14 protein-coding genes are annotated in these 18,952 nt (G+C 71.2%); 4 read left to right on the top strand and 10 right to left on the bottom strand.

All coding sequences use genetic code 11. The annotated features are described in order from the left end of the window. Window positions 1–32: 32 nt before the first annotated feature. The 4 genes from ACIA8E_RS35180 to ACIA8E_RS35165 form a co-directional block, all read right to left on the bottom strand. On the bottom strand, window positions 33–215 hold the full coding sequence (locus ACIA8E_RS35180; protein WP_399304419.1) for a Trm112 family protein: 183 nt from the start codon (window positions 213–215) through the stop codon (window positions 33–35). A gap of 306 nt (window positions 216–521) precedes the next feature. Further along, window positions 522–1,913 (bottom strand): phosphomannomutase/phosphoglucomutase, encoded by a 1,392-nt coding sequence (locus ACIA8E_RS35175; protein WP_399304417.1) that lies wholly within the window; start codon window positions 1,911–1,913, stop codon window positions 522–524. 189 nt (window positions 1,914–2,102) lie between these two features. Continuing rightward, window positions 2,103–3,719, bottom strand: a complete 1,617-nt coding sequence (locus tag ACIA8E_RS35170) for an L-lactate permease (RefSeq protein WP_399304415.1) — start codon at window positions 3,717–3,719, stop codon at window positions 2,103–2,105. A gap of 148 nt (window positions 3,720–3,867) precedes the next feature. Further along, on the bottom strand, window positions 3,868–4,245 hold the full coding sequence (locus ACIA8E_RS35165; protein WP_399304413.1) for a DUF3499 domain-containing protein: 378 nt from the start codon (window positions 4,243–4,245) through the stop codon (window positions 3,868–3,870). Between the two features lie 322 nt (window positions 4,246–4,567). Here ACIA8E_RS35165 and ACIA8E_RS35160 point away from each other — a divergent pair, with 322 nt between their 5' ends. Then, window positions 4,568–5,011 carry a metallopeptidase family protein gene (locus ACIA8E_RS35160; protein WP_399304411.1) on the top strand — a complete coding sequence of 148 codons (444 nt, stop codon included), beginning with the start codon at window positions 4,568–4,570 and terminating at the stop codon, window positions 5,009–5,011. Window positions 5,012–5,154: 143 nt separating this feature from the next. Here the strand turns inward: ACIA8E_RS35160 and ACIA8E_RS35155 are convergent, their stop codons facing one another. The 3 genes from ACIA8E_RS35155 to ACIA8E_RS35145 form a co-directional block, all read right to left on the bottom strand. Then, the gene (locus tag ACIA8E_RS35155; RefSeq protein WP_399304409.1) at window positions 5,155–6,678 is read right to left on the bottom strand and encodes a DUF5719 family protein; all 1,524 of its coding nucleotides are present in this window, start codon (window positions 6,676–6,678) and stop codon (window positions 5,155–5,157) included. Then, window positions 6,675–10,526: a glycosyltransferase gene (locus ACIA8E_RS35150; RefSeq protein ID WP_399304407.1), complete on the bottom strand. Its 3,852-nt coding sequence runs from the start codon at window positions 10,524–10,526 to the stop codon at window positions 6,675–6,677. The genes ACIA8E_RS35155 and ACIA8E_RS35150 overlap by 4 nt, the downstream gene beginning before the upstream one ends. Window positions 10,527–10,976: 450 nt before the next feature. After that, window positions 10,977–11,240, bottom strand: a complete 264-nt coding sequence (locus ACIA8E_RS35145; RefSeq protein WP_030927001.1) for a WhiB family transcriptional regulator — start codon at window positions 11,238–11,240, stop codon at window positions 10,977–10,979. Window positions 11,241–11,991: 751 nt separating this feature from the next. Here ACIA8E_RS35145 and ACIA8E_RS35140 point away from each other — a divergent pair. The 3 genes from ACIA8E_RS35140 (at window position 11,992) to ACIA8E_RS35130 (ending at window position 14,945) form a co-directional block, all read left to right on the top strand. Next, window positions 11,992–12,531: a cysteine dioxygenase gene (locus ACIA8E_RS35140; RefSeq protein ID WP_399304405.1), complete on the top strand. Its 540-nt coding sequence runs from the start codon at window positions 11,992–11,994 to the stop codon at window positions 12,529–12,531. A 96-nt stretch (window positions 12,532–12,627) separates the two neighbouring features. Next, a complete protein-coding gene (gene cofD, locus ACIA8E_RS35135) occupies window positions 12,628–13,584 on the top strand; it encodes a 2-phospho-L-lactate transferase (protein ID WP_399304403.1) in 957 nt (318 codons plus the stop codon). Beyond that, on the top strand, window positions 13,581–14,945 hold the full coding sequence (locus ACIA8E_RS35130) for a coenzyme F420-0:L-glutamate ligase (protein ID WP_399304401.1): 1,365 nt from the start codon (window positions 13,581–13,583) through the stop codon (window positions 14,943–14,945). Before cofD ends, ACIA8E_RS35130 begins: the two co-directional genes overlap by 4 nt. A 146-nt stretch (window positions 14,946–15,091) precedes the next feature. On the opposite strand, the gene ACIA8E_RS35125 is transcribed toward ACIA8E_RS35130, so the two are convergent. The 3 genes from ACIA8E_RS35125 to ACIA8E_RS35115 all read right to left on the bottom strand — a co-directional run bounded on the left by ACIA8E_RS35125 (window position 15,092) and on the right by ACIA8E_RS35115 (window position 18,854). Next, window positions 15,092–16,153 (bottom strand): DNA-3-methyladenine glycosylase family protein, encoded by a 1,062-nt coding sequence (locus tag ACIA8E_RS35125; RefSeq protein ID WP_399304399.1) that lies wholly within the window; start codon window positions 16,151–16,153, stop codon window positions 15,092–15,094. Window positions 16,154–16,210: 57 nt separating this feature from the next. Next, a complete protein-coding gene (locus ACIA8E_RS35120; RefSeq protein WP_399304397.1) occupies window positions 16,211–17,302 on the bottom strand; it encodes a sugar phosphate nucleotidyltransferase in 1,092 nt (363 codons plus the stop codon). A 124-nt stretch (window positions 17,303–17,426) separates the two neighbouring features. After that, a complete protein-coding gene (locus ACIA8E_RS35115; protein ID WP_399304395.1) occupies window positions 17,427–18,854 on the bottom strand; it encodes a peptidoglycan recognition protein in 1,428 nt (475 codons plus the stop codon). Window positions 18,855–18,952 lie beyond the last annotated feature (98 nt).

Genomic DNA, 18,952 nt, shown 5'->3' with positions numbered 1-18,952 from the left:
CCCGGTGGGCGGCGGCGCTCCCGTGCCTCGCGCTACGCGGGGCGGCGGGCCTCGTCGACCAGGAGTACGGGGATGCCGTCCCGTACCGGGTAGGCCAGGCCGCAGTCCCTGCCGGTGCAGACCAGCTCGGGGCTGTCGGCTGCCGACCGGTCGTCGAGCGGGGAGTGGCAGGCCGGGCAGGCGAGGATCTCCAGGAGGCCGGCTTCGAGCGGCATGGGGTGAGTCCCTTCAAGCATTCGAACAGAGGGTTCGGATTCGCGCGGATCGGGCGACGTCAGCCTACCGCCGGGGTGGCGGGGGCGCGGCCTGGCCGGGGGTGGTGCGGTCGCCCTGCGGGTGCGGGTGGGGGCACCTGCGGCCGGCGGTTCCCCTGCCCGCCCCTTCCCGGAACCGGGACTCCCCCCGGAAACCCCGGTCCTCGAGCGCCGGACGGGCTGGAAGCATTCCCTCGAACGGCCGGGCGGGCCGGGGCTGCCCGCGGCCCCGGAGGGGCCCGTCGGGCGCTCTGTCAGGTGGTGCCCTCACACATCGGGGTCGTTTGACGCTGCCTGGCTGCGGACCAAGGTCAGGACTTCGTCGCGTACCGCCGTCATCGTCTCTTCGTCCCGTGCTTCCACGTTCAGGCGCAGCAGCGGTTCCGTGTTGGAGGCGCGGAGGTTGAACCACCAGTCCGGTGCCGTGACCGTCAGGCCGTCGAGTTCGTCGAGCGTGATGTGGTCGCGGGTCTCGAAGGCGGCGCGCACCGCCGCTGTGCGGCCCGGCTGGTCGTCGACCGTGGAGTTGATCTCGCCGGAGCCGGTGTAGCGGTCGTACTGTGCGACCAGTTCCGACAGCGTGCCCGGCTGGCCGCCGAGGGCGGCCAGGACGTGGAGGGCGGCGAGCATGCCCGTATCGGCGTTCCAGAAGTCGCGGAAGTAGTAGTGCGCGGAGTGTTCGCCGCCGAAGATCGCGCCGTGCGCGGCCATCTCCGCCTTGATGAAGGAGTGGCCGACACGGGTACGGACCGGGGTGCCGCCGTGTTCGCGGACGACCTCGGGGACCGACCAGGACGTGATCAGGTTGTGGATGACGGTGCCCTTGCCGCCGTTGCGAGCGAGTTCGCGGGTCGCGACCAGGGCGGTGATGGCGGACGGGGAGACGCCCGCGCCGCGTTCGTCGACGACGAAGCAGCGGTCCGCGTCACCGTCGAAGGCGAGGCCCAGGTCGGCGCCCTCGGCCAGGACTCGGGCCTGGAGGTCGACGAGGTTCTTCGGGTCGAGGGGGTTGGCCTCGTGGTTGGGGAACGTGCCGTCCAGCTCGAAGTACATGGGGACGACGTCGAGCGGGAGCCCTTCGAGGACGGTGGGGACGGTGTGGCCGCCCATGCCGTTGCCCGCGTCGACCACGACCTTCAGCGGGCGGATGGCCGTCAGGTCGACCAGGGACCTCAGGTGGGCCGCGTAGTCGGTGAGGGTGTCGCGCTCGGTGACGGTACCGGGGGTGGCGGCCGGCTGCGGTACGCCCTGCTCGGCCCACTTCTCGATCAGGGCGCGGATCTCGGAGAGCCCGGTGTCCTGGCCGACCGGCGCGGCGCCGGCCCGGCACAGTTTGATGCCGTTGTACTGCGCCGGGTTGTGCGAGGCCGTGAACATCGCACCGGGCAGGCCGAGGCTGCCGGAGGCGAAGTACAGCTGGTCGGTCGAGCAGAGACCGATGAGGGTGACGTCCGCACCGCGCGCCGCCGCACCGCGCGCGAAAGCCGCGGAGAGGCCGGGCGACGAAGGCCGCATGTCGTGGCCGATCACGATCGCTTCGGCGTCCGTCACCTGGACGAACGCCGCCCCGAACTGCTCGGCCAGCGATTCGTCCCACTGGTCGGGCACGACTCCGCGCACGTCGTACGCCTTGACGATCTGCGACAGATCAGCAGCCACGGGCCGGTCCTCCTGAGGTTTCTGCGGACCGCCCAAACTACCCGGCGGCCTTCTGGGCAGGCCGTGGGGTCTTGTGGCTGAGCGATGGCGCAGTGGCGCGGCTGTGCGGTTGCCCGGCTGTGCCCACGATGACCGGGGGCGTCCGGTCACTGCTCGGTCGTCAATCGGTGGCCGGACCTGGTCCTGTGCTCAAGGGAGCATCCAGCCCAGCACCGTCGTGCTCTGCGCCAGCACGATCAGGCACATCACCAGCAGCAGTCCCAGGCTCCACGGCAGCACCTTGCGCAGCAGGTCCCCCTCGCGCCCGGCCAGCCCGACTGCCGCACACGCGATCGTCAGGTTCTGCGGGGAGATCATCTTGCCGAGCACCCCGCCGGAGCTGTTCGCCGCGGCGAGCAGCTCCGGCGAGAGACCCGATTCGCGTGCCGCCGAGACCTGGAGTGCGCCGAAGAGTGCGTTCGCGGAGGTGTCGGAACCGGAGACCGCGACGCCGAACCAGCCGAGCACCGGCGAGAGAAAGGCCAGCCCGGCGCCCGCAGCTGCCACGAACTGGCCGATCGTGGCAGCCTGCCCGGAGAGGTTCATGACGTACGCGAGTGCCAGTACGGAGGTCACGGTGAGGATCGCGTACCGCAGTTCATACACCGTGCCCGCCCACTCGCGCGCCGCGTCCCGGGGTCGTACGCCGAGTGCGACGGTGGCGACCAGGCCGGCCAGCAGGACGAGGGTGCCGCCCGTGGCGATGACCGGGAGCGTGAAGAGGTTGGCGCCGACCGGTTTGCCCGCCGGGTTCGCGACGTCGAGAAGGGGCCAGTCGAAGACCCGGGTCGCCTCGGCCAGCACCTCCTTGACCGGCGGGATCTGGGCGACGGAGAAGACGACGACGATGAGGGCATACGGGACGTAGGCACGCAGCACTTCGCGGCGCGGGTCCCCGTGATCGAGGTCCCCGCTCCGTACGCCTGTCAGGACTGCCGCACGCACCGGTTCCTCGGCCGGCCTGCGTGCCCCGGGGACGGCCATCAGCGCTGCCGCGCCCACGAGCGCGGCAGCGATGTCCGCGAGCTGGGCGGAAACGTAGTTGGAGGCGGCGAACTGGGCACCGGCGAAGGCGATTCCGCAGACGAGTGCGGGCAGCCAGGTCTCGCGCAGCCCGCGCCTTCCATCCACCAGGAAGACCAGAATCAGGGGTACGAGGAGGGCCAGCAGTGGGGTCTGGCGACCCACGACGGAGGCCACGTCGTCCAGCGGCAGCCCGGTGATCTGGGCGAGCGTCACCACCGGGGTGCCCATGGCGCCGAACGCGACCGGTGCGGTGTTGGCCACGAGCGAGACGACGGCCGCCTTCACCGGGTCGAAGCCGAGCGCCACCAGCATCACGGAGGAGATCGCGACGGGCGCGCCGAATCCGGCGAGGGCTTCGAGGAGCGCGCCGAAACAGAAGGCGATGACCAGCGCCTGGATGCGAGGGTCGTCCGAAAGCCGGCCGAAGGAGCGGCGGAGGATGTCGAAGTGCTGGGTACGCACGGTCATCCGGTACACCCAGAGGGCGTTGACGACGATCCACATGATGGGGAAGAGGCCGAAGAGCACGCCCTGAGCGCCTGCGGAGAGGGTCTGCCCGAGAGGCATGCCGTACGCGAGCGAGCTGACGGCGACCGCGACGACGAGGCCGATGAGTCCGGCGCGGTGTGCCCGCATCCGGACCACCCCGAGCAGCACCAGCACGGTGACCAGGGGAAGCGTCGCGACCAGAGCGGACAGGGCGAGCGAATCGGCTATGGGCTCGAGTTGCTGGACAAACACACAGACCTCCCCGGATTCCGTGATGCGGAAAACCATTTCTCACGGGTGGGGGAATAGTCGTGTCCACGACAAGATTTGGTCAATGGCCCGTGCGCGAAAACTTGTAACGGGAAATCATGGGCGGAGGACGCCGAGCAGCACGCCGTGGTCAGGAATCCGGCGAGCGCAGCACCCGAAGATGGCCGCGGCGCGCGACCTCCATCGGGTCCGCGGCGTGCGGGCCGCCGCCTCTGGTCTCGGCTGCGCGCTCGTGCGGACGCGCCGCTTCCCGTACGGCATTGGCGAGCGCTTCGAGGTCGTCACCGCTGGGGCGGGTGGGCGCGGAGGGGTCGGAGAGCCGGACCACTTCCCAGCCGCGCGGCGCGGTCAGCCGCTCACCGTGCTCGGCACAGAGGTCGTAGCAGTGGGGCTCGGCATAGGTGGCGAGCGGGCCGAGGACCGCAGTCGAGTCGGCATAGACGTACGTCAGTGTCGCGACGGCAGGGCGGCCGCACGCGGTGCGCGAACAGCGACGTACAGGGCTCACGATGTTGGACGGTACCGCACTCTTGAGCGGGCTGCGACGACTCTCCCTCAGGTCACCCCACCGTGTCGCACTGTGACCTCCGGCACAACCGCCTTTCGGGCAACTACCCTGACCTGCACCGGAAGAGAGAACCGCAGGTCGCAACGGCAACGATTCCGGTTACCACTCGATACAAAAGCTGTCATTACGTAAGAGATCAGCGATCGCGGACAGGGCCTGAAACGGGCTCAACGTTGGCCGGAATGTTCAACAGTGGACATGCCGCTGCCCTGCCGGTGAGCGGCGATCCCACTGCCCCGCCGGGAGTTACGCTGCGTCGGTGATGGACAGTCCTGTACCGCCGCCCCACCCGTCCGAGCCGCGATCCGAACCGCGTCCGCGCCGTCGTGACCGCCACGGCCGCGGCATGCGTGGGCCGGTGGCTCCGCCCCAGGTGCCGCTCTCGGTCAGCAGGGCGGAGACCTTCCGTGATCTCGTACAGGATTCGGTGGAGCGGCTGGAGCGCCGCTGGCCCCAGCTGGCCGATGTCGACTTCATGGTCCTCGATGTACCGGGGACGCACGAAGAGACCGTGCCGCTGGGGCATGCGGTGGCCGCGGCGAAGGACCGGCCCGCTCAGATCGTCGTCTACCGGCGCCCCGTCGAGATCCGGACCAAGAACCGCGACGAGCGTGCGCTGCTGGTGCACGAGGTCGTGGTGGAGCAGGTCGCGGAGCTGCTCGGGCTGTCGCCCGAGTCGGTGGATCCGCGGTACGGCCAGGACTAGGGCCTCCCGTTTCGATCAGGCTGGGCTCGCGGGTGTCCGACGGATCACGCGCGGCCCCGGCCACGGATCCGCCGGGAACTCCCTGAAGGGTGTGAGTGCGGTACGGGGCGGCGCTGCGTTCGGCGCCGCCCCGTACCGGTTGCTCAGTCGTCCAGGACCGAGAGGTCCTGCTCCGCCGTCGGCACCTCGACCGTTCCGCCGTCGTCCGGCAGCGTCTGCACCGTGAACATCGGGATGCCGTCCTCCGGAAGAGTGAGCGTGCGGGCGGCGTGCACCGGGCCGCCCGACTCCGTCTCGACGGTCAGCGCGTAGCTTCCCTTGAGCCCGGCCGGCACCTGCGGGGTGACCGCGAGCGTCGTACCGCCCTTCACCGTGTACGTCTTGACGGTCTGTTCGCCGCCTCCGCTGCCCGCGGACGCCGTGACCTTCACCGTACCGGTGGCGCCCGGAGCGGTGAGAGAGAGGACCGACCCCTTCGCCCGGTTGCCGGCCACCGTGGCCCGCGCGCCCACCGGTCCGGTCGCCGGGATGTACGCGACCTCCTGCTTGTCACCGGTGCCGCGGACCACACGCAGCGCGGCCACCACCGGGGTGGCCTGTCCGCTCTCTGCCGGGGTCAGCAGCAGGGAGCCCGCTTCACCCCTGGTGATGTCCTTCAGGTCGATACCCGCGGTCATGTTGGACTTGATGTGGAGATCCTCGTGCCCGGCAGGCGAGAACGCGCCGGTCTTGCCCAGCAGTTTCACCTTCAGGTCGGCGTCCTCCTCGCCCGGGGCGAAGGCCACCAGCCGTACGGAGGTGGCGTCCGCCGGGATGCCGGGGAGGACCAGGGTGCCCGTCGGGTCGACGGAGGCGGTGAGCCAGTCGCTGCCCGTCACGCCGTCCGCCGCCCTCACGACGGCTCCGACGCGTCCGGTACGGGTGGTGACGTGGATCGTCACATCGTCGGCGGCCTCGCTGGTCAGGGTGGAGATCAGGACCGGGACGCTGGATCTGGCGGGGACCGTGATGCCCTCGCCCACATCGGACTTGAGCGAGCCGTCCGGCCCGTACAGCTCGATGTCGGCGACGGCGGCGGTGTCGTCCGGGTTGGTGAGATGGACGTAGTCCTCGCGGGACTTCGCCGTACTGGCGGCCGGGAACCAGAAGTCCGTGTCGGGTCCGGTGCAGCTGAGCCCGAGCAGGCCGCGGGAGGCGCCCGTGCTGACCGTGGTGGTCTGCTGGGTGGTCCAGCCGGGGGCCAGCTTGCCGGTGGCGGTTCCGACCAGGGCGGGGGCGTCGGAGCCGGACGCTTCTGCGGTGGCCGGTTTGCCGGGCTCCTTGAGGGAGACGACCGGCTTGTCGGAGTCCGCGGCCTTCTTCTTCGTGTCCTTCTTGGCGGTGGTCCCGTCGCCCCCGTCCGCGTTGGTGGGCACGGACGGCTTGAGTTCCGCGGTGCCCGCCTCGCCGCCGCCCGCGGACGCCGGGGTGAAGGACGTGTATGCCGTCTCCGCGAGCTCCGAGAGGCCGGGTACCGGGCAGAGCAGGCTGGACCGCTCCACGGGCAGCCGCGCGGCGGCCGCCGCCCCCGTGGCGCCCGCGTCACCGGGCGCGGAGAGCGCGGCGAAGCCGGTGACGGCGGCGAGGGCTACGGTGCCCGCGATGAGGGACAGGTTGGTGGACTTCACTCGGACTCGCCTCGCGATGCGTTACCGGTCGGCCACGGGTTCTGGGCCGGGGCGGGGTTCTCGTCGGGGTGCTGCGGGTCGTACGGGGCCTGCGGGCTGTACGGCGCCTGCGGGTCGTACGCGCCCTGCTCGTACTGGCTGTACTGACCCTGGTCGTACTGGCCGCCCTGGTTCGGGTCGTACCGGCCCTGGTCGTACTGCTGCTGCGGGTAGCCGTACGGGTCGTACGCCTGGGCGGCGCCCTGCTGGTACGGATCGGCGTCGGGCTGCTGCTCGCCCTGGTACTGCGCGTACTCGCCGCCCTGGTACTGCTGCGCGTCCCACTCGCCGTACTGGTGCTGCTGCGGAACGGACGCATACCGGCCGTCCTCGCCCTGCGGCGCGTACTGGCCGTCGCCCTGCGGGTCGTAAGGATCGGGGGCCTGGTGCCGGTGGCCGTAGGCGTCGATCCCTTCCGGCTGCTGCGCGTACGGGTCGGTCGTCTGCTGTGCGGGGATGTATTCACCCGTCGCTTCCGCCGGCCGCTCCCCGCCGTCGCCGTAGTCATCGCCGTCGTAGTCGCCGTCCTCGGCCGCCGCCTCCGCCTGCGCGGCCGCGCGCAGCCTGCGGGCCCGGCGTCCCTCGCCCGCGACCGGCTCGGCCGGAACCGTCGCGGACTCCTCGGGCAGGTCGTCGTCGATCTCCCGGCGGCGGCCCGGCAGGGCCAGGACCAGCAGGACCACGCCGAGCGCAGCCTGGGCCCAGATCCATGCGGTGTGGGTGAGCGGCGTGTCGTGCGTGAGGTCCAGCCTGCCGCCCTCGGCGGGGAGCTCGAAGCCCTGCGCCCAGCCGTCGACGGTCCTGCCGGTCAGCGTCCGGCCATTGAGCGTGGCGTGCCAGCCGGAGTCCGCCGTGTCGGCGATCCGCAGCACCCGGCCGGAGGCTCCCGCCGGGATCTTGGAGTGTGCCTCGACGGGCTGGGAACCGACGGGCAGCTGTTCGCCGCCGGCGCCGGACGGAACGATCACGATCCGGGCGATCTGGCGGTCGACGCGCCACAGGGCGCTGCCGTCCAGCTGGCTCAGCCGGCTCAGCCCCGGGGTCGCGTCGAGCACTCGGCTCATCTCGCGCGGTGCGCCGTCCCGTACCAGTACGTAACGGATCGCGAACCCGCTGAGCTGGCTGCCCTGGTCGGCGCCGGAGCCCGCGACCAGGTTGGCGACGACCTTGTCGAGCCGGCTGTTACTGCCGCCCGACACGGCCAGCTCGGCGTCGCCCAGCCGCGCACCGGATCCGCGGACCAGGGTGTACGAGACGGAGGCCGGCGAACTTCCGCCGAGCACCAAGGTCCGCGGCTGGTCACGGGTGCTGCTCTCCTCCGCGACGAACGCGGGCACCTGCACCGGGTCCCGGCGCTCCAGCGGACCCGCGGCGCCGCCGATCATCCAGCCGACGGCGGCCACCGCGGGGGCCAGGACCGCGGCGACGACGATCAGCGCGGCAACGGGCTGGCGCCAGCCGAAGCTGAGCTCCGCGACGCGCACCCGCGCGCCGTCCGCACCGACGAGCGCGGCCGCGATCAGCGCGATGCCGTAGACGAGGGTGGCGGGTCCGGCCCAGCCGGAGCCGTTGGTGAGCCCGGCGAAGACCAGGGCGACGAGCGCGACGGCCCAGGCGGCGCGCACCGCGAACTGCCGCTCCCCGCGCAGCAGCGCGGCCAGTGCCGCGAGCACGATGCCGAGCAGCAGCACGCCGCCCGTGGCATTCGGGCCACCGGGGCTGATCCCGAGCAGATCGAGTGCGGAGGCCGAGCCCGTACCGAACTCCAGGCCCGCTTCCTTCAGGAACGACGAGGGGTTGCCCAGCAGCGACAGCGACCACGGCGCGAGGACGAGCAGCGGGGTGCCGATCGTGGCGAGGAGGCGGAGTCCGTACGCGGCGACGTCGTGGCGGCGCAGGGCGAGGACACCGATGCCGAGGACCACGGCCAGCGGCCAGACGACGGGCGTGAAGGCCATCGCCAGGGTGAGGAGCAGGGTGTACGCCCAGGTGGCACGCCAGCTGCCACGGGTGTCCCCGCTGCCGTGCATCCCGTACGCGGAGACGGCGGTGCGGGCGATGAGCGGCAGCAGGATCGCCAGTACGGCGGTGCCGAGGCGGCCGGTCGCGAGGGCGCCGGTCGCGGCGGGCAGGAAGGCGTACGCGATGCTCGCCCAGGCCCGCAGGAGCCGCGATTCGAGCAGCGGGCGGGAGACGAAGTACGCGGTGAGTCCGGCGAGCGGAACCGAGCAGACCAGCAGCAGAGTGAGCGCGAAGCCGGTCGAGCCGAGGAACAGCGCGGACAGGGCGGAGATCACGGCGAGGTACGGCGGTGCGGTCTGGGTGCCGCCGGTGCCGACCGGGTGCCAGCCGTCCGCGTACCGCCCCCACAGGTCGGAGACGTCGGCGGGCGCGGGCAGCAGCGCGCCGCCCGCCAGTGCCCCGCCACCGAGCAGGCCGCGGCAGGCGACGAGCGAGACGAGGAGCAGGACGGCGAAGAGCACCGGGCCGGGCTTGCGGCCGATCCGCTTGAGCCGTGCGAACTGCTCGATCTCCAGGAAGTCGGCGTCGTCACCGCCCGGTCCGGACTCGACGGCGCCGTGCCGTGAGCCGCCCGAGTCGGCTTCGGACCCGCTGCCGATGTTTCCGGCGACCTGTTCGAAGGTGGCACGGACGGTCGCGCCGGGCGGCGGGAACAGCCCGCGCAGTTCCGCCGCGTCCACCACTCCCTTGCCGCGTCTGCGCCGGGCCGCGAAGATCCTGCCGGGTCGCAGCAGAGTGCCGAAGAGTCCGGCGACCTCGTCGAGCGCCTGGCCGGGGACCTTGCCGACGAGATAGGCGAGGGTACGCACCAGGGTGCCGAGGACGAGCCTGAGCAGCACCCACGGCAGCATCTTGCCGCGGGCGTTGACGAGCATCGTGTAGACGGCACCGGCCTTGTCGACCCGGTGCGGGGAGGCGACGAAGCGGCCCGCGCAGTCAATGGGCCGGCGTTCCCTGGCGGAGGCCTCGGCATGCCGCAGGATGGCGTCGGGGGCGACGAGCACCCGGTACCCGGCGGCATGCGCGCGCCAGCAGAGGTCGACGTCGTCACGCATCAGCGGGAGTCTGCGGTCGAACCCGCCGAGCTCCTCCCAGAGGTCACGACGGATCAGCATGCCGGCGGAGGAGACGGACAGCACGGTACGGACCTGGTCGTGCTGGCCCTGGTCCTGTTCGCGCCGGTCGAGTCCGGTCCAGCGGCGCCCGCTGTTGGCGATGGAGACGCCGACTTCGAGGAGCTGCTTGCGGTCGTACCAGCCGCGGAGCTTGGGGCCGACGATCGCGGCGTGCGGGTCGGTGTCGACGACGCGGAGCAGCTCGGCGAGCGCGTCGGGCTCGGGCGCACAGTCGTCGTGGAGCAACCACAGCCACTGCACCGGTTCGCCGTGCGGCAGTTCGGGCAGGTCGTACGTGTCGTCGCGCCAGCTTCTGGTGACCGGGTCCCAGCCGCTGGGACGCTTCAGATACGGCAGGTCGTCCGGGGTGAGCTCACCGGCCGTGCGCACCGCCTCGTCGACGGCCGTGCCGAAGCTCGTACGGCGTGCGAGGTGCAGGACGCGCTCGGCACCGAGCGCGTCGGTGACCAGGCGCGCGGAGTCGTCGGCGCTGCCGGTGTCGGCGGCGACGACGTGCTGTACGGGGCGTTCCTGCCCGAGCAGCCCGGCGAGCACATCGGGCAGCCAGCGTGCGCCGTCATGGGAGACGAGCACGGCGGTGACGACATGCCGGGGGAACTCTGGGGCGGCGGCGGCCGCGTACGGCGCCGTCGATTGGCTGTGCACGGACATCGAGGTACGGGCCCTCCGGCCGGGTCCGGGGGGCGTCCCCCCGGGGGCTGCATCGGTGTACACGCGCGCTCTGTCGGGGCGTTGGCGCGTCTCGGACGGAGCCCCACACTAACGGTACGGATAGCCGGGGCGACGCGGAGCGGTTGAACGAGGACGGCGGCGGACCGGCCGCACGACGGTCCGTGGACATGACAATGACCCGTCGCCTGCGGGCAGGGTGCAGGCGACGGGCCATGGCGGTCGGGGGCCGCAGCGTTGTGCGGGCAGCGCGGAGAGGGTGGTCCGGAGCGTGGTCGGTGGCGCTCCGGCGGCCATGCGGCTCCGGTCCGACGGCCGGTTGCACTGCGGGCTTCGTGGACGTCGCGCCTTCGTGGACGTCGCGGCTCGTGGACGTCGCGGCTTCGCGGGCTCCGCGGCCCGGTCGGCTGCGTGGTCCTGTGTGCTTCGCGGTCAGACCGCGGCCTTCTTCAGCCGTCGCCGTTCCCGCTCGGAAAGGCCGCCCCAGATACCGAAACGTTCATCATTGGAAAGGGCGTACTCAAGGCATTCGGACCGGACTTCACAGGCGAGGCATACCTTCTTTGCCTCGCGGGTCGATCCGCCCTTCTCGGGGAAGAAGGACTCGGGATCGGTCTGGGCGCACAGTGCGCGCTCCTGCCAGCCGAGTTCCTCGTCCGCGTCCTCGACCAGCAGTTGCTGGAACAGCTCGGTCATGTGCGCCCCTCGTCTGTCTCTTGCGTCCCCGTGATGCAGCCGTTATCGAATCGGCCGAACGACACGAGTGAAATTACAAGTGTGTGGATCCAGGCCAGTCAAGCGGAGATCTGCTATTGGGCCCGGTATTCACTCTGCGGAACCAAGCCTATGCAGTAAGTGTGCAAATAACCAAAAACCTGACATATGCCACAGGCTCCGCCACGCCCCCGTCCGCCACAGAGTGAGACGCCCAAGAGGACGGTCATGTTTCGATTTGATCACCGAAGCGATCAAGATCACAGTCGGGTCACGAGACCGCTGCGACGTTTAAGGGTGCGGTTGTTGCGCCACATCTCCGTTACAACGACTGCACAAACCTTTCTCCGACTGGAGTAACCGGATGAGGTGAAACATTGCCGCCAAATCGGTCATTGAGTTGACAGTGGGAGCTTTGCTCGGTTCTCCTTGATGCCATGCCAGCAAACTCAGCGATGCGCACCACCCACGTCCGTGGGTTCCGTACCGCTGTCCAGGCTCGCTGTTGCTGTTCCAGCTGTCTCAGCTGTTGATGCCGTCCCCGCTGTCGAAGCCCTCGCGCTCCAGCTAGTCACGGCCCACCCCCGGACCCCGGCCTCTCCGGTTCCGCTCCGCCAAGCCGCTTCTCCGGCCCGGCGGCCGCTCGGCCTCCACGGCCTCCGGTCCACGCGACACCCCCGCATCTGCGTCCGCACTTCTGCCCGCACTCCCTTGCCGAGGAACCACCGCACCCATGAACAGCGACAGCGACCTCCAGATCGCCGGCGACATCCTCGAGGTTCAGCACCTCCTCCAGCCCGCACGCAAGCACCCGTCCACGGTGGCCGAGTTCGTCGGACTCGCCCGCACCATCGCCGCCGACCGTGAGCAGTGGGCACCGCTCGTCCAGTACGACGCGACCACCCGCTGGTACCACCGGCTCCGCGCCGTTCCTCAAGCTCTCGGCTCCGCTCGAGCAGGGGAGACCCCACTCGGCTACGAGGTGTGGCTGCTCAGCTGGGTCCCCGGCCAGGGCAGCGGGATGCACGACCACGGGCTGTCATCCGGCGTACTGACCGTTCTGGAAGGCGAGTTGACCGAGCGCACGGAGCGCGGCAGCCGGTCGCTGGGCTCCGGCGTGCAGCGCGTCTTCGCACCCGGATATGTCCACGAAGTGGTCAACGACTCCCTCGAACCGGCCGTCAGCCTGCACATCTACTACCCGGGTCTGACCGAGATGCCGATGCACACGGCGCAGTGCGCCCCGACGGCCGCCGACGTCGTACCCGCCTGACAGCCCACCCGCCACCCACCACCACCCCACCACCCCACCACCCCACCACCCCACCACCCCGCCAAGGATCAGGCTTCGCCTGACAGACTGTTGTGCATGCGCATTGTGGTTCTGGCCGGTGGTATCGGTGGTGCTCGTTTTCTGCGTGGCCTCAAGCAGGCCGCGCCCGACGCGGACATCACGGTGATCGGCAATACCGGTGACGACATCCATCTGTTCGGGCTGAAGGTCTGCCCCGACCTCGACACCGTGATGTACACCCTCGGCGGTGGCATCAACGAGGAGCAGGGCTGGGGGCGTACCGACGAGAGCTTCCAGGTCAAGGAGGAACTCGCGGCGTACGGCGTGGGACCCGAGTGGTTCGGGCTCGGCGACCGTGACTTCGCGACACACATCGTCCGTACGCAGATGCTGGGCGCGGGCTATCCGCTCAGCGCCGTCACCGAGGCACTCTGCTCACGCTGGAAGCCGGGAGTCCGGCTGCTGCCGATGTCCGACGACCGGGTCGAGACGCATGTCGCGATCGAGGTGGACGGCGAGAGCCGGGCGATCCACTTCCAGGAGTACTGGGTGAAGCTGCGCGCCTCCGTCGAGGCCCGTGCGATCGTGCCGGTCGGCGCGGATCTGGCCAAGCCGGCGCCCGGTGTGCTGGAAGCCATCGCCGAGGCCGACGTCATCCTCTTCCCGCCGTCCAACCCTGTCGTGTCGGTGGGGACCATCCTCGCCGTGCCCGGGATCCGGGAGGCCATCGCCGAGGCCGGGGTGCCGGTCGTCGGTCTCTCCCCCATCGTCGGGGACGCGCCGGTGCGGGGCATGGCGGACAAGGTGCTCGCCGCGGTGGGCGTCGAGTCGACGGCGGCGGCCGTCGCCCAGCACTACGGTTCCGGGCTGCTCGACGGCTGGCTCGTCGACACGGTGGACGCCGGGGCGGTCGAGGATGTGGAGGCAGCGGGCATCCGCTGCCGCGCCGTGCCGCTGATGATGACGGATGTGGACGTGACCGCCGAGATGGCGCGTCAGGCGCTGGCGCTGGCCGAGGAGGTACGGGCGTGAGCGGCGGCGCTGCCTCCGGCGAGGCACCCTCGTACCGGGTGTGGGCGCTGCCCGGGATGCCGGAGGTGCGGGCCGGGGACAACCTCGCGAAGCTGATCGCCGCCACCGAACCGGGGCTGGTGGACGGCGACATCCTCCTTGTCACCTCGAAGATCGTCTCCAAGGCGGAGGGCCGGATCGTCGAGGCGGCGGACCGGGAGGCGGCGATCGACGCCGAGACGGTACGGGTGGTGGCCCGCCGCGGCACGCTGCGGATCGTCGAGAACCGGCAGGGACTCGTCATGGCCGCTGCCGGGGTCGATGCCTCGAACACCCCCGCCGGGACGGTGCTGCTGCTGCCCGAGGATCCGGACGCGTCGGCCCGGACGATCCGCGACGGGCTGCGGGACACGCTCGGCGTCGAGGTCGGGGTCGTCGTCACGGACACCTTCGGGCGGCCGTGGCGCAACGGACTGACCGATGTCGCGATCGGGGCGGCCGGGGTGCGGGTGCTGGACGATCTGCGGGGCGGGACGGACGCCTACGGCAACCCGCTGAGCGCGACCGTCGTGGCCACCGCCGATGAATTGGCCTCGGCCGGTGACCTGGTCAAGGGCAAGGCCGAGGGGCTGCCGGTCGCGGTGGTGCGGGGGCTTTCGCATGCTGTGGACACAGGGGGCGGGGCGGAGGTGTCCGGGCGCGGTGCCGATGGCGGTGACGTCGAGCCGGGAGCTCGGGCGCTGGTGCGGGTCGCGGCCGATGACATGTTCCGGCTCGGGACGTCCGAAGCGGTACGGGAAGCGGTGACCCTGCGGCGTACGGTGCGGGAGTTCACGGACGAGCCCGTGGACCCGGGGGCGGTACGCCGCGCCGTGGCCGCGGCGGTGACGGCTCCGGCGCCGCATCACACGACACCGTGGCGGTTCGTACTCCTGGAGTCCGAGGAGTCGCGGACGCGGCTGCTCGACGCGATGCGGGATGCGTGGATCGCGGACCTGCGGCGTGACGGCAAGAGCGAGGAGTCGATCGCCAAACGGGTGCGGCGGGGCGACGTGCTGCGCCGGGCGCCGTATCTGGCGGTGCCGTGCATGGTGATGGACGGCTCCCACACGTACGGGGACGCGCGGCGGGATGCCGCGGAGCGCGAGATGTTCGTGGTCGCGGCGGGGGCGGGCGTCCAGAATTTCCTGGTGGCGCTGGCCGGTGAGCAGCTCGGGTCGGCGTGGGTCTCGTCGACGATGTTCTGCCGGGACGTGGTGCGTGAGGTGCTGGATCTGCCGCCGGAGTGGGATCCGCTGGGAGCGGTGGCCGTGGGGAGGGCTGCGGGGGTGCCGCGGGAGCGGGGCGATCGGGATGTGGCGGCGTTTGTCGCGGTGCGGTGAGGGGTGCGGGGTGGCTTCCCTCCCCGACCCGCCCCTTCCCGAGACCGGGGCCGGCCCCGGGACCCCGGTTTCGCGACCTCCGGCCGCGGTGCGTCCTCAATCGCCGGACGGGCTTGATTTTGCCGGCTGTGCTTGAGGCCTCGGGCCTACAGGCGGGCGATGTCGCCCCTTGTCATGCGGGGGGCTCGGCGCGGTGGGGTGTGGCCCGAGAGCAGGATCAGGCGGGTGGCCCGATGGCGTTGGCCCTCGTAGGGGGCGAGCAGGGTCAGCATTTCCTCGTCGTCGGCGTTCCTGTTGCCTGCCAGGGCGTGGCCGATGATGCCGGGGAGGTGGAGGTCGCCCACCGTGACCGCGTCGGCGGCGCCGTTGGCTCGTTGGAGCGTTTCCGCGGAGGTCCAGGGGCCGATACCGGGGATCAGTTCGAGCCGGGCGGCGGCCTCCGGGAGGGGCATCGTGGCCGCTTCCTCCAGCCGTCGGGCCACGCGTACCGCGCGCAGGATCGTGGCCGATCGTTTTGAGTCGACGCCCGCGCGGTGCCATTCCCAGGACGGGATCAGCGACCAGGTGCGCGGGTCCGGCATCACATGCAGGCCGTGCGTGGTGAACAGAGTGGCCGCAGGGCCGGGGGCCGGGGTGCCGTAGGTCCGGACCAGAAGGCGCCAGGCGCGGTAGGCCTCGTCGGTGGTGACCTTCTGTTCCAGGATCGACGGGATCAGCGACTCCAGCACCAGGCCGGTGCGCAGCAGCCGCAGCCCGGGGCGGCGGTGCTGGGCCGCGGCGACCAGACGGTGGCGCGGACGGAATGCCTCCGGTTCGTCCTCCGCACCGAGCAGGGTCGGGAGCTGATCCAGGAGCCATGAGGCGCCGGGACCCCAGGCCGTCGCCCCGATCCGGCCGCCCCGGTCGGTGATGTGCAGCGCGCCGGGGCCGGCCGGGGTACGGGTGGCACGCCAGACCGAGCCGTCCCGGTCGATACGGAACGTCGGATCGGCGGGGCCGCGGCGCAGTGGGGCGAGGACGAGGCGCAGGTCGAGCGGTCCGGGTGGGGTCCACTCCCGGGTCAGTGCCTCGGGTGCCTGCTGTGCCCCGGGTGCCTGTTGTGCCTCCGGTCGGTGCAATGCCCCCGGTGCCTGCGGCGCGTCGTCCGCTGCGGCCTGGCGCGGGACGGACCTGCTCGGGGCGCTGCGGGGGGCGAATCGTCCTGCCACGGGTGAGGTCCTCGGTCGTCGGGGATACCTACTGAGCGTACGCGCCGCGGGGGCCCGTCATTCGTCCGACGAGAAGCGCACGGACGCGTCGGGCAGAGTCGCCCCGCACCAGATGCGCACGCCGTCGCGCAGTTCGTTGTCGGCGCCGACCTGTGCGCCGTCGCCGACGACCGCGCCGGCCAGCACCGTACGGCTGCCTATCCTGGCACCGGCTCCGACCAGGGAGTCCGTGATCACGGCGCCGGGTTCGACGACCGCGCCGGCCAGCACCGCGGAGCCGTCGATCCGGACGCCCGCGCCGATCAGGGCGCCTTCGCCGATGACCGTACCGCCGCTGAGTTTGGCGTCGGGTGCGACGGAGGCCGTCGGCAGGACGAGCCGGTCGCCGCACCGTCCGGGGACGGCCGGGGACGGGGCGCGGCCGAGGACCAGGTCTGCGGAGCCGCGTACGAACGCCTGCGGGGTGCCGAGGTCCAGCCAGTACGTGGAGTCGACCATGCCCTGGAGATGTGCACCGGAGGCGAGCAGTCCGGGGAAGGTCTCGCGCTCCACGGAGACCGGGCGGTCGGCCGGGATGGTGTCGATGACCGACCGGCGGAAGATGTACGCCCCCGCGTTGATCTGGTCGGTGACGATCTCTTCGGGCGTCTGCGGCTTCTCCAGGAACGCGGTGACCCTGCCGGTGTCGTCCGTCGGTACGAGGCCGAAGGCACGCGGGTCCTCGACCCGGGTGAGGTGCAGCGAGACGTCCGCTCCGGACGTGGCGTGCGAGGTGACCAGCGCCCGGATGTCGAGGCCGGTGAGGATGTCGCCGTTGAAGATGAGGACGGGTTCGTCCGGTCCGGAGACGAGGCGGGACGCCACATTGCGGATGGCCCCGCCGGTGCCGAGCGGTTCGCGTTCGGTGACGTACTCGATGTGGAGGCCGAGTGACGAACCGTCGCCGAAGTGCGGCTCGAAGACCTCCGCCAGGTACGACGTGGCGAGGACGATGTGCTCGACCCCGGCGGCCCTCGCCCGCGCCAGTTGGTGCGTCAGGAACGGGACGCCGGCCGCCGGAACCATCGGCTTCGGAGTGTGCACCGTGAGCGGGCGCAGTCGAGTGCCTTTGCCACCGACCAGGAGAATCGCTTCTTTTGCCTCTGTCACAGCACTGTCTCTGCTTCCTGCTGGGGCCTGGCCTGGTTTCGGCTGGCCAGTGTAAGCAGACCGGTCGGATCTCCCCCGGTCGGCGGCCCGGCCGTCCGGGGCCCCGCCGGAGCCGCACGGGCCGTCAGCGGCCTTGCAGGTGGGCAGAGCTGGTCCGGGTCGAGCCGAGCTTCTTGTAGAGACGGGTTCCAGGGCATTCGGTTACGAAGCCGTCCCGATGTCCGGAGATGACGTTGAGTTTGACCTTTGTTCCCTTCTTGAACCGGTTTCCGCCGCCCGACACGAGGGTGGTCCTGGAGCTCGGGTTGGCGCCGAACAGGCCGAGTTTCCAGGCGGTGAGCTTCGCGACGGCGTTCACCGCGGCGGCGGGCGGGTCGGACGTGGTGAAGGTGCCGAGCACGGCAATTCCCATGCTGTCGGTGTTGAAACCGAGAGTGTGCGCGCCCTGGACCGCCTTCGTCACGCCCCCGGCACGTCCTTCGTAGATGTTTCCGCACTTGTCGACGGCGAAGTTGTAGCCGAGGTCGCGCCAGCCACTGCTCTTGACGTGGTAGCGGTAGATACCACGAAGGACCGACGGCGCCTGGGAGCACGTGTACTTGTTGCCCGTGGCGCTGTGGTGGATGAAAGCCGCCTTGACGCTCTTCGTGTACGCGAAGGCTTTCTCGCGGAGCTTCTCGTCGGCTCCCCAGCCCTTGCGGGTGATGATGGTCGGGCGGGGGCCGATGTACGGCTTGCTGCCCGGCGCGACACCGGCCTCGGCCTCGCTCTCCGTCTCGGTCTGCGCCTTGCTCAGTGCGGGCAGGACGCGGCCTTGGCCGGATGCCTGGAGAGATGTCCGGGCGGATCCCTGAAGGGACGCCTGGAGAGATGTCGCGAGGCCGCTGCCGGACCCGACGCCCGCGAACTCGGCACCTGCGGCTTCGAAGTCGCCTTCGTCGGTGCCTGCCACGGGCGACTGCTGCGGGTCCTCGCCGGGGTCGACGAGTTCGAGCCGCAGGCCTTCGGGCAGCGGTACGCGGGCGGTGGCCCGGTCATGGGCGTCGGGCACCTCCGGGATGACCCGGACCTCGACGCCGTCGCAGTTGCCGACCCAGAGCGGAGCGGTGGAGCCGCGGACGGTCCCGGAGTCACGCTCGGCTGTCCCGGGGTCGGCGGCGTGCTCGGCATTGTGGGTCTCCAGGTCCTGCCAGTCGGACCAGCGATCGGAGCCGATGGCGCGGGTGCGGACCTCGACGGCGCCGTGGAGTTCGACGTCGGCGTCGTCCCAGACGACGCCGACCAATGAGAAGGGGTGGACGTCGCGTCGAGACAGACCTTGTACGGCATTGGCCTCGGCGGTGCCGCTGGGGGCGTCGGTCGCCCGCGTGGACGCGTCGGGCAGTGGCGACAGCGGCAGGGACTGCGTCGACCCGGGCACTTCCGCGGGATCGGCGGCCTCGGTCGCTGCGGTGGCGGAGGTGTCGGGGGCGGCGCCCGCGGGCGCGGCGTTCGGCAGCACAAGGACTGCCGAACAGGTGACACCAATGGCAGATGTGATGAAGGCACGCATACGAATGATATTGACCACAATGCGACAACGACGGCTACCGGGGTATCTCAGGACAATTGACGGGCCGTCTGCCGAACCGGTGTACCCGATGCCTGTGG

Source organism: Streptomyces sp. NPDC051664, assembly GCF_044453545.1.
In the GTDB taxonomy this organism is placed as follows: Bacteria; Actinomycetota; Actinomycetes; order Streptomycetales; family Streptomycetaceae; genus Streptomyces.
This window is presented reverse-complemented; position numbering and strand designations above follow the sequence as displayed.

Coding starts and splice junctions, on each gene's coding strand:
- ACIA8E_RS35115 (WP_399304395.1), bottom strand. CDS start 18,854: ATGCGTGCCTTCATCACATCTGCCATTGGTGTCACCTGTTCGGCAGTC.
- cofD (WP_399304403.1), top strand. CDS start 12,628: ATGCGCATTGTGGTTCTGGCCGGTGGTATCGGTGGTGCTCGTTTTCTG.
- ACIA8E_RS35160 (WP_399304411.1), top strand. CDS start 4,568: ATGGACAGTCCTGTACCGCCGCCCCACCCGTCCGAGCCGCGATCCGAA.
- ACIA8E_RS35140 (WP_399304405.1), top strand. CDS start 11,992: ATGAACAGCGACAGCGACCTCCAGATCGCCGGCGACATCCTCGAGGTT.
- ACIA8E_RS35150 (WP_399304407.1), bottom strand. CDS start 10,526: ATGTCCGTGCACAGCCAATCGACGGCGCCGTACGCGGCCGCCGCCGCC.
- ACIA8E_RS35180 (WP_399304419.1), bottom strand. CDS start 215: ATGCCGCTCGAAGCCGGCCTCCTGGAGATCCTCGCCTGCCCGGCCTGC.
- ACIA8E_RS35145 (WP_030927001.1), bottom strand. CDS start 11,240: ATGACCGAGCTGTTCCAGCAACTGCTGGTCGAGGACGCGGACGAGGAA.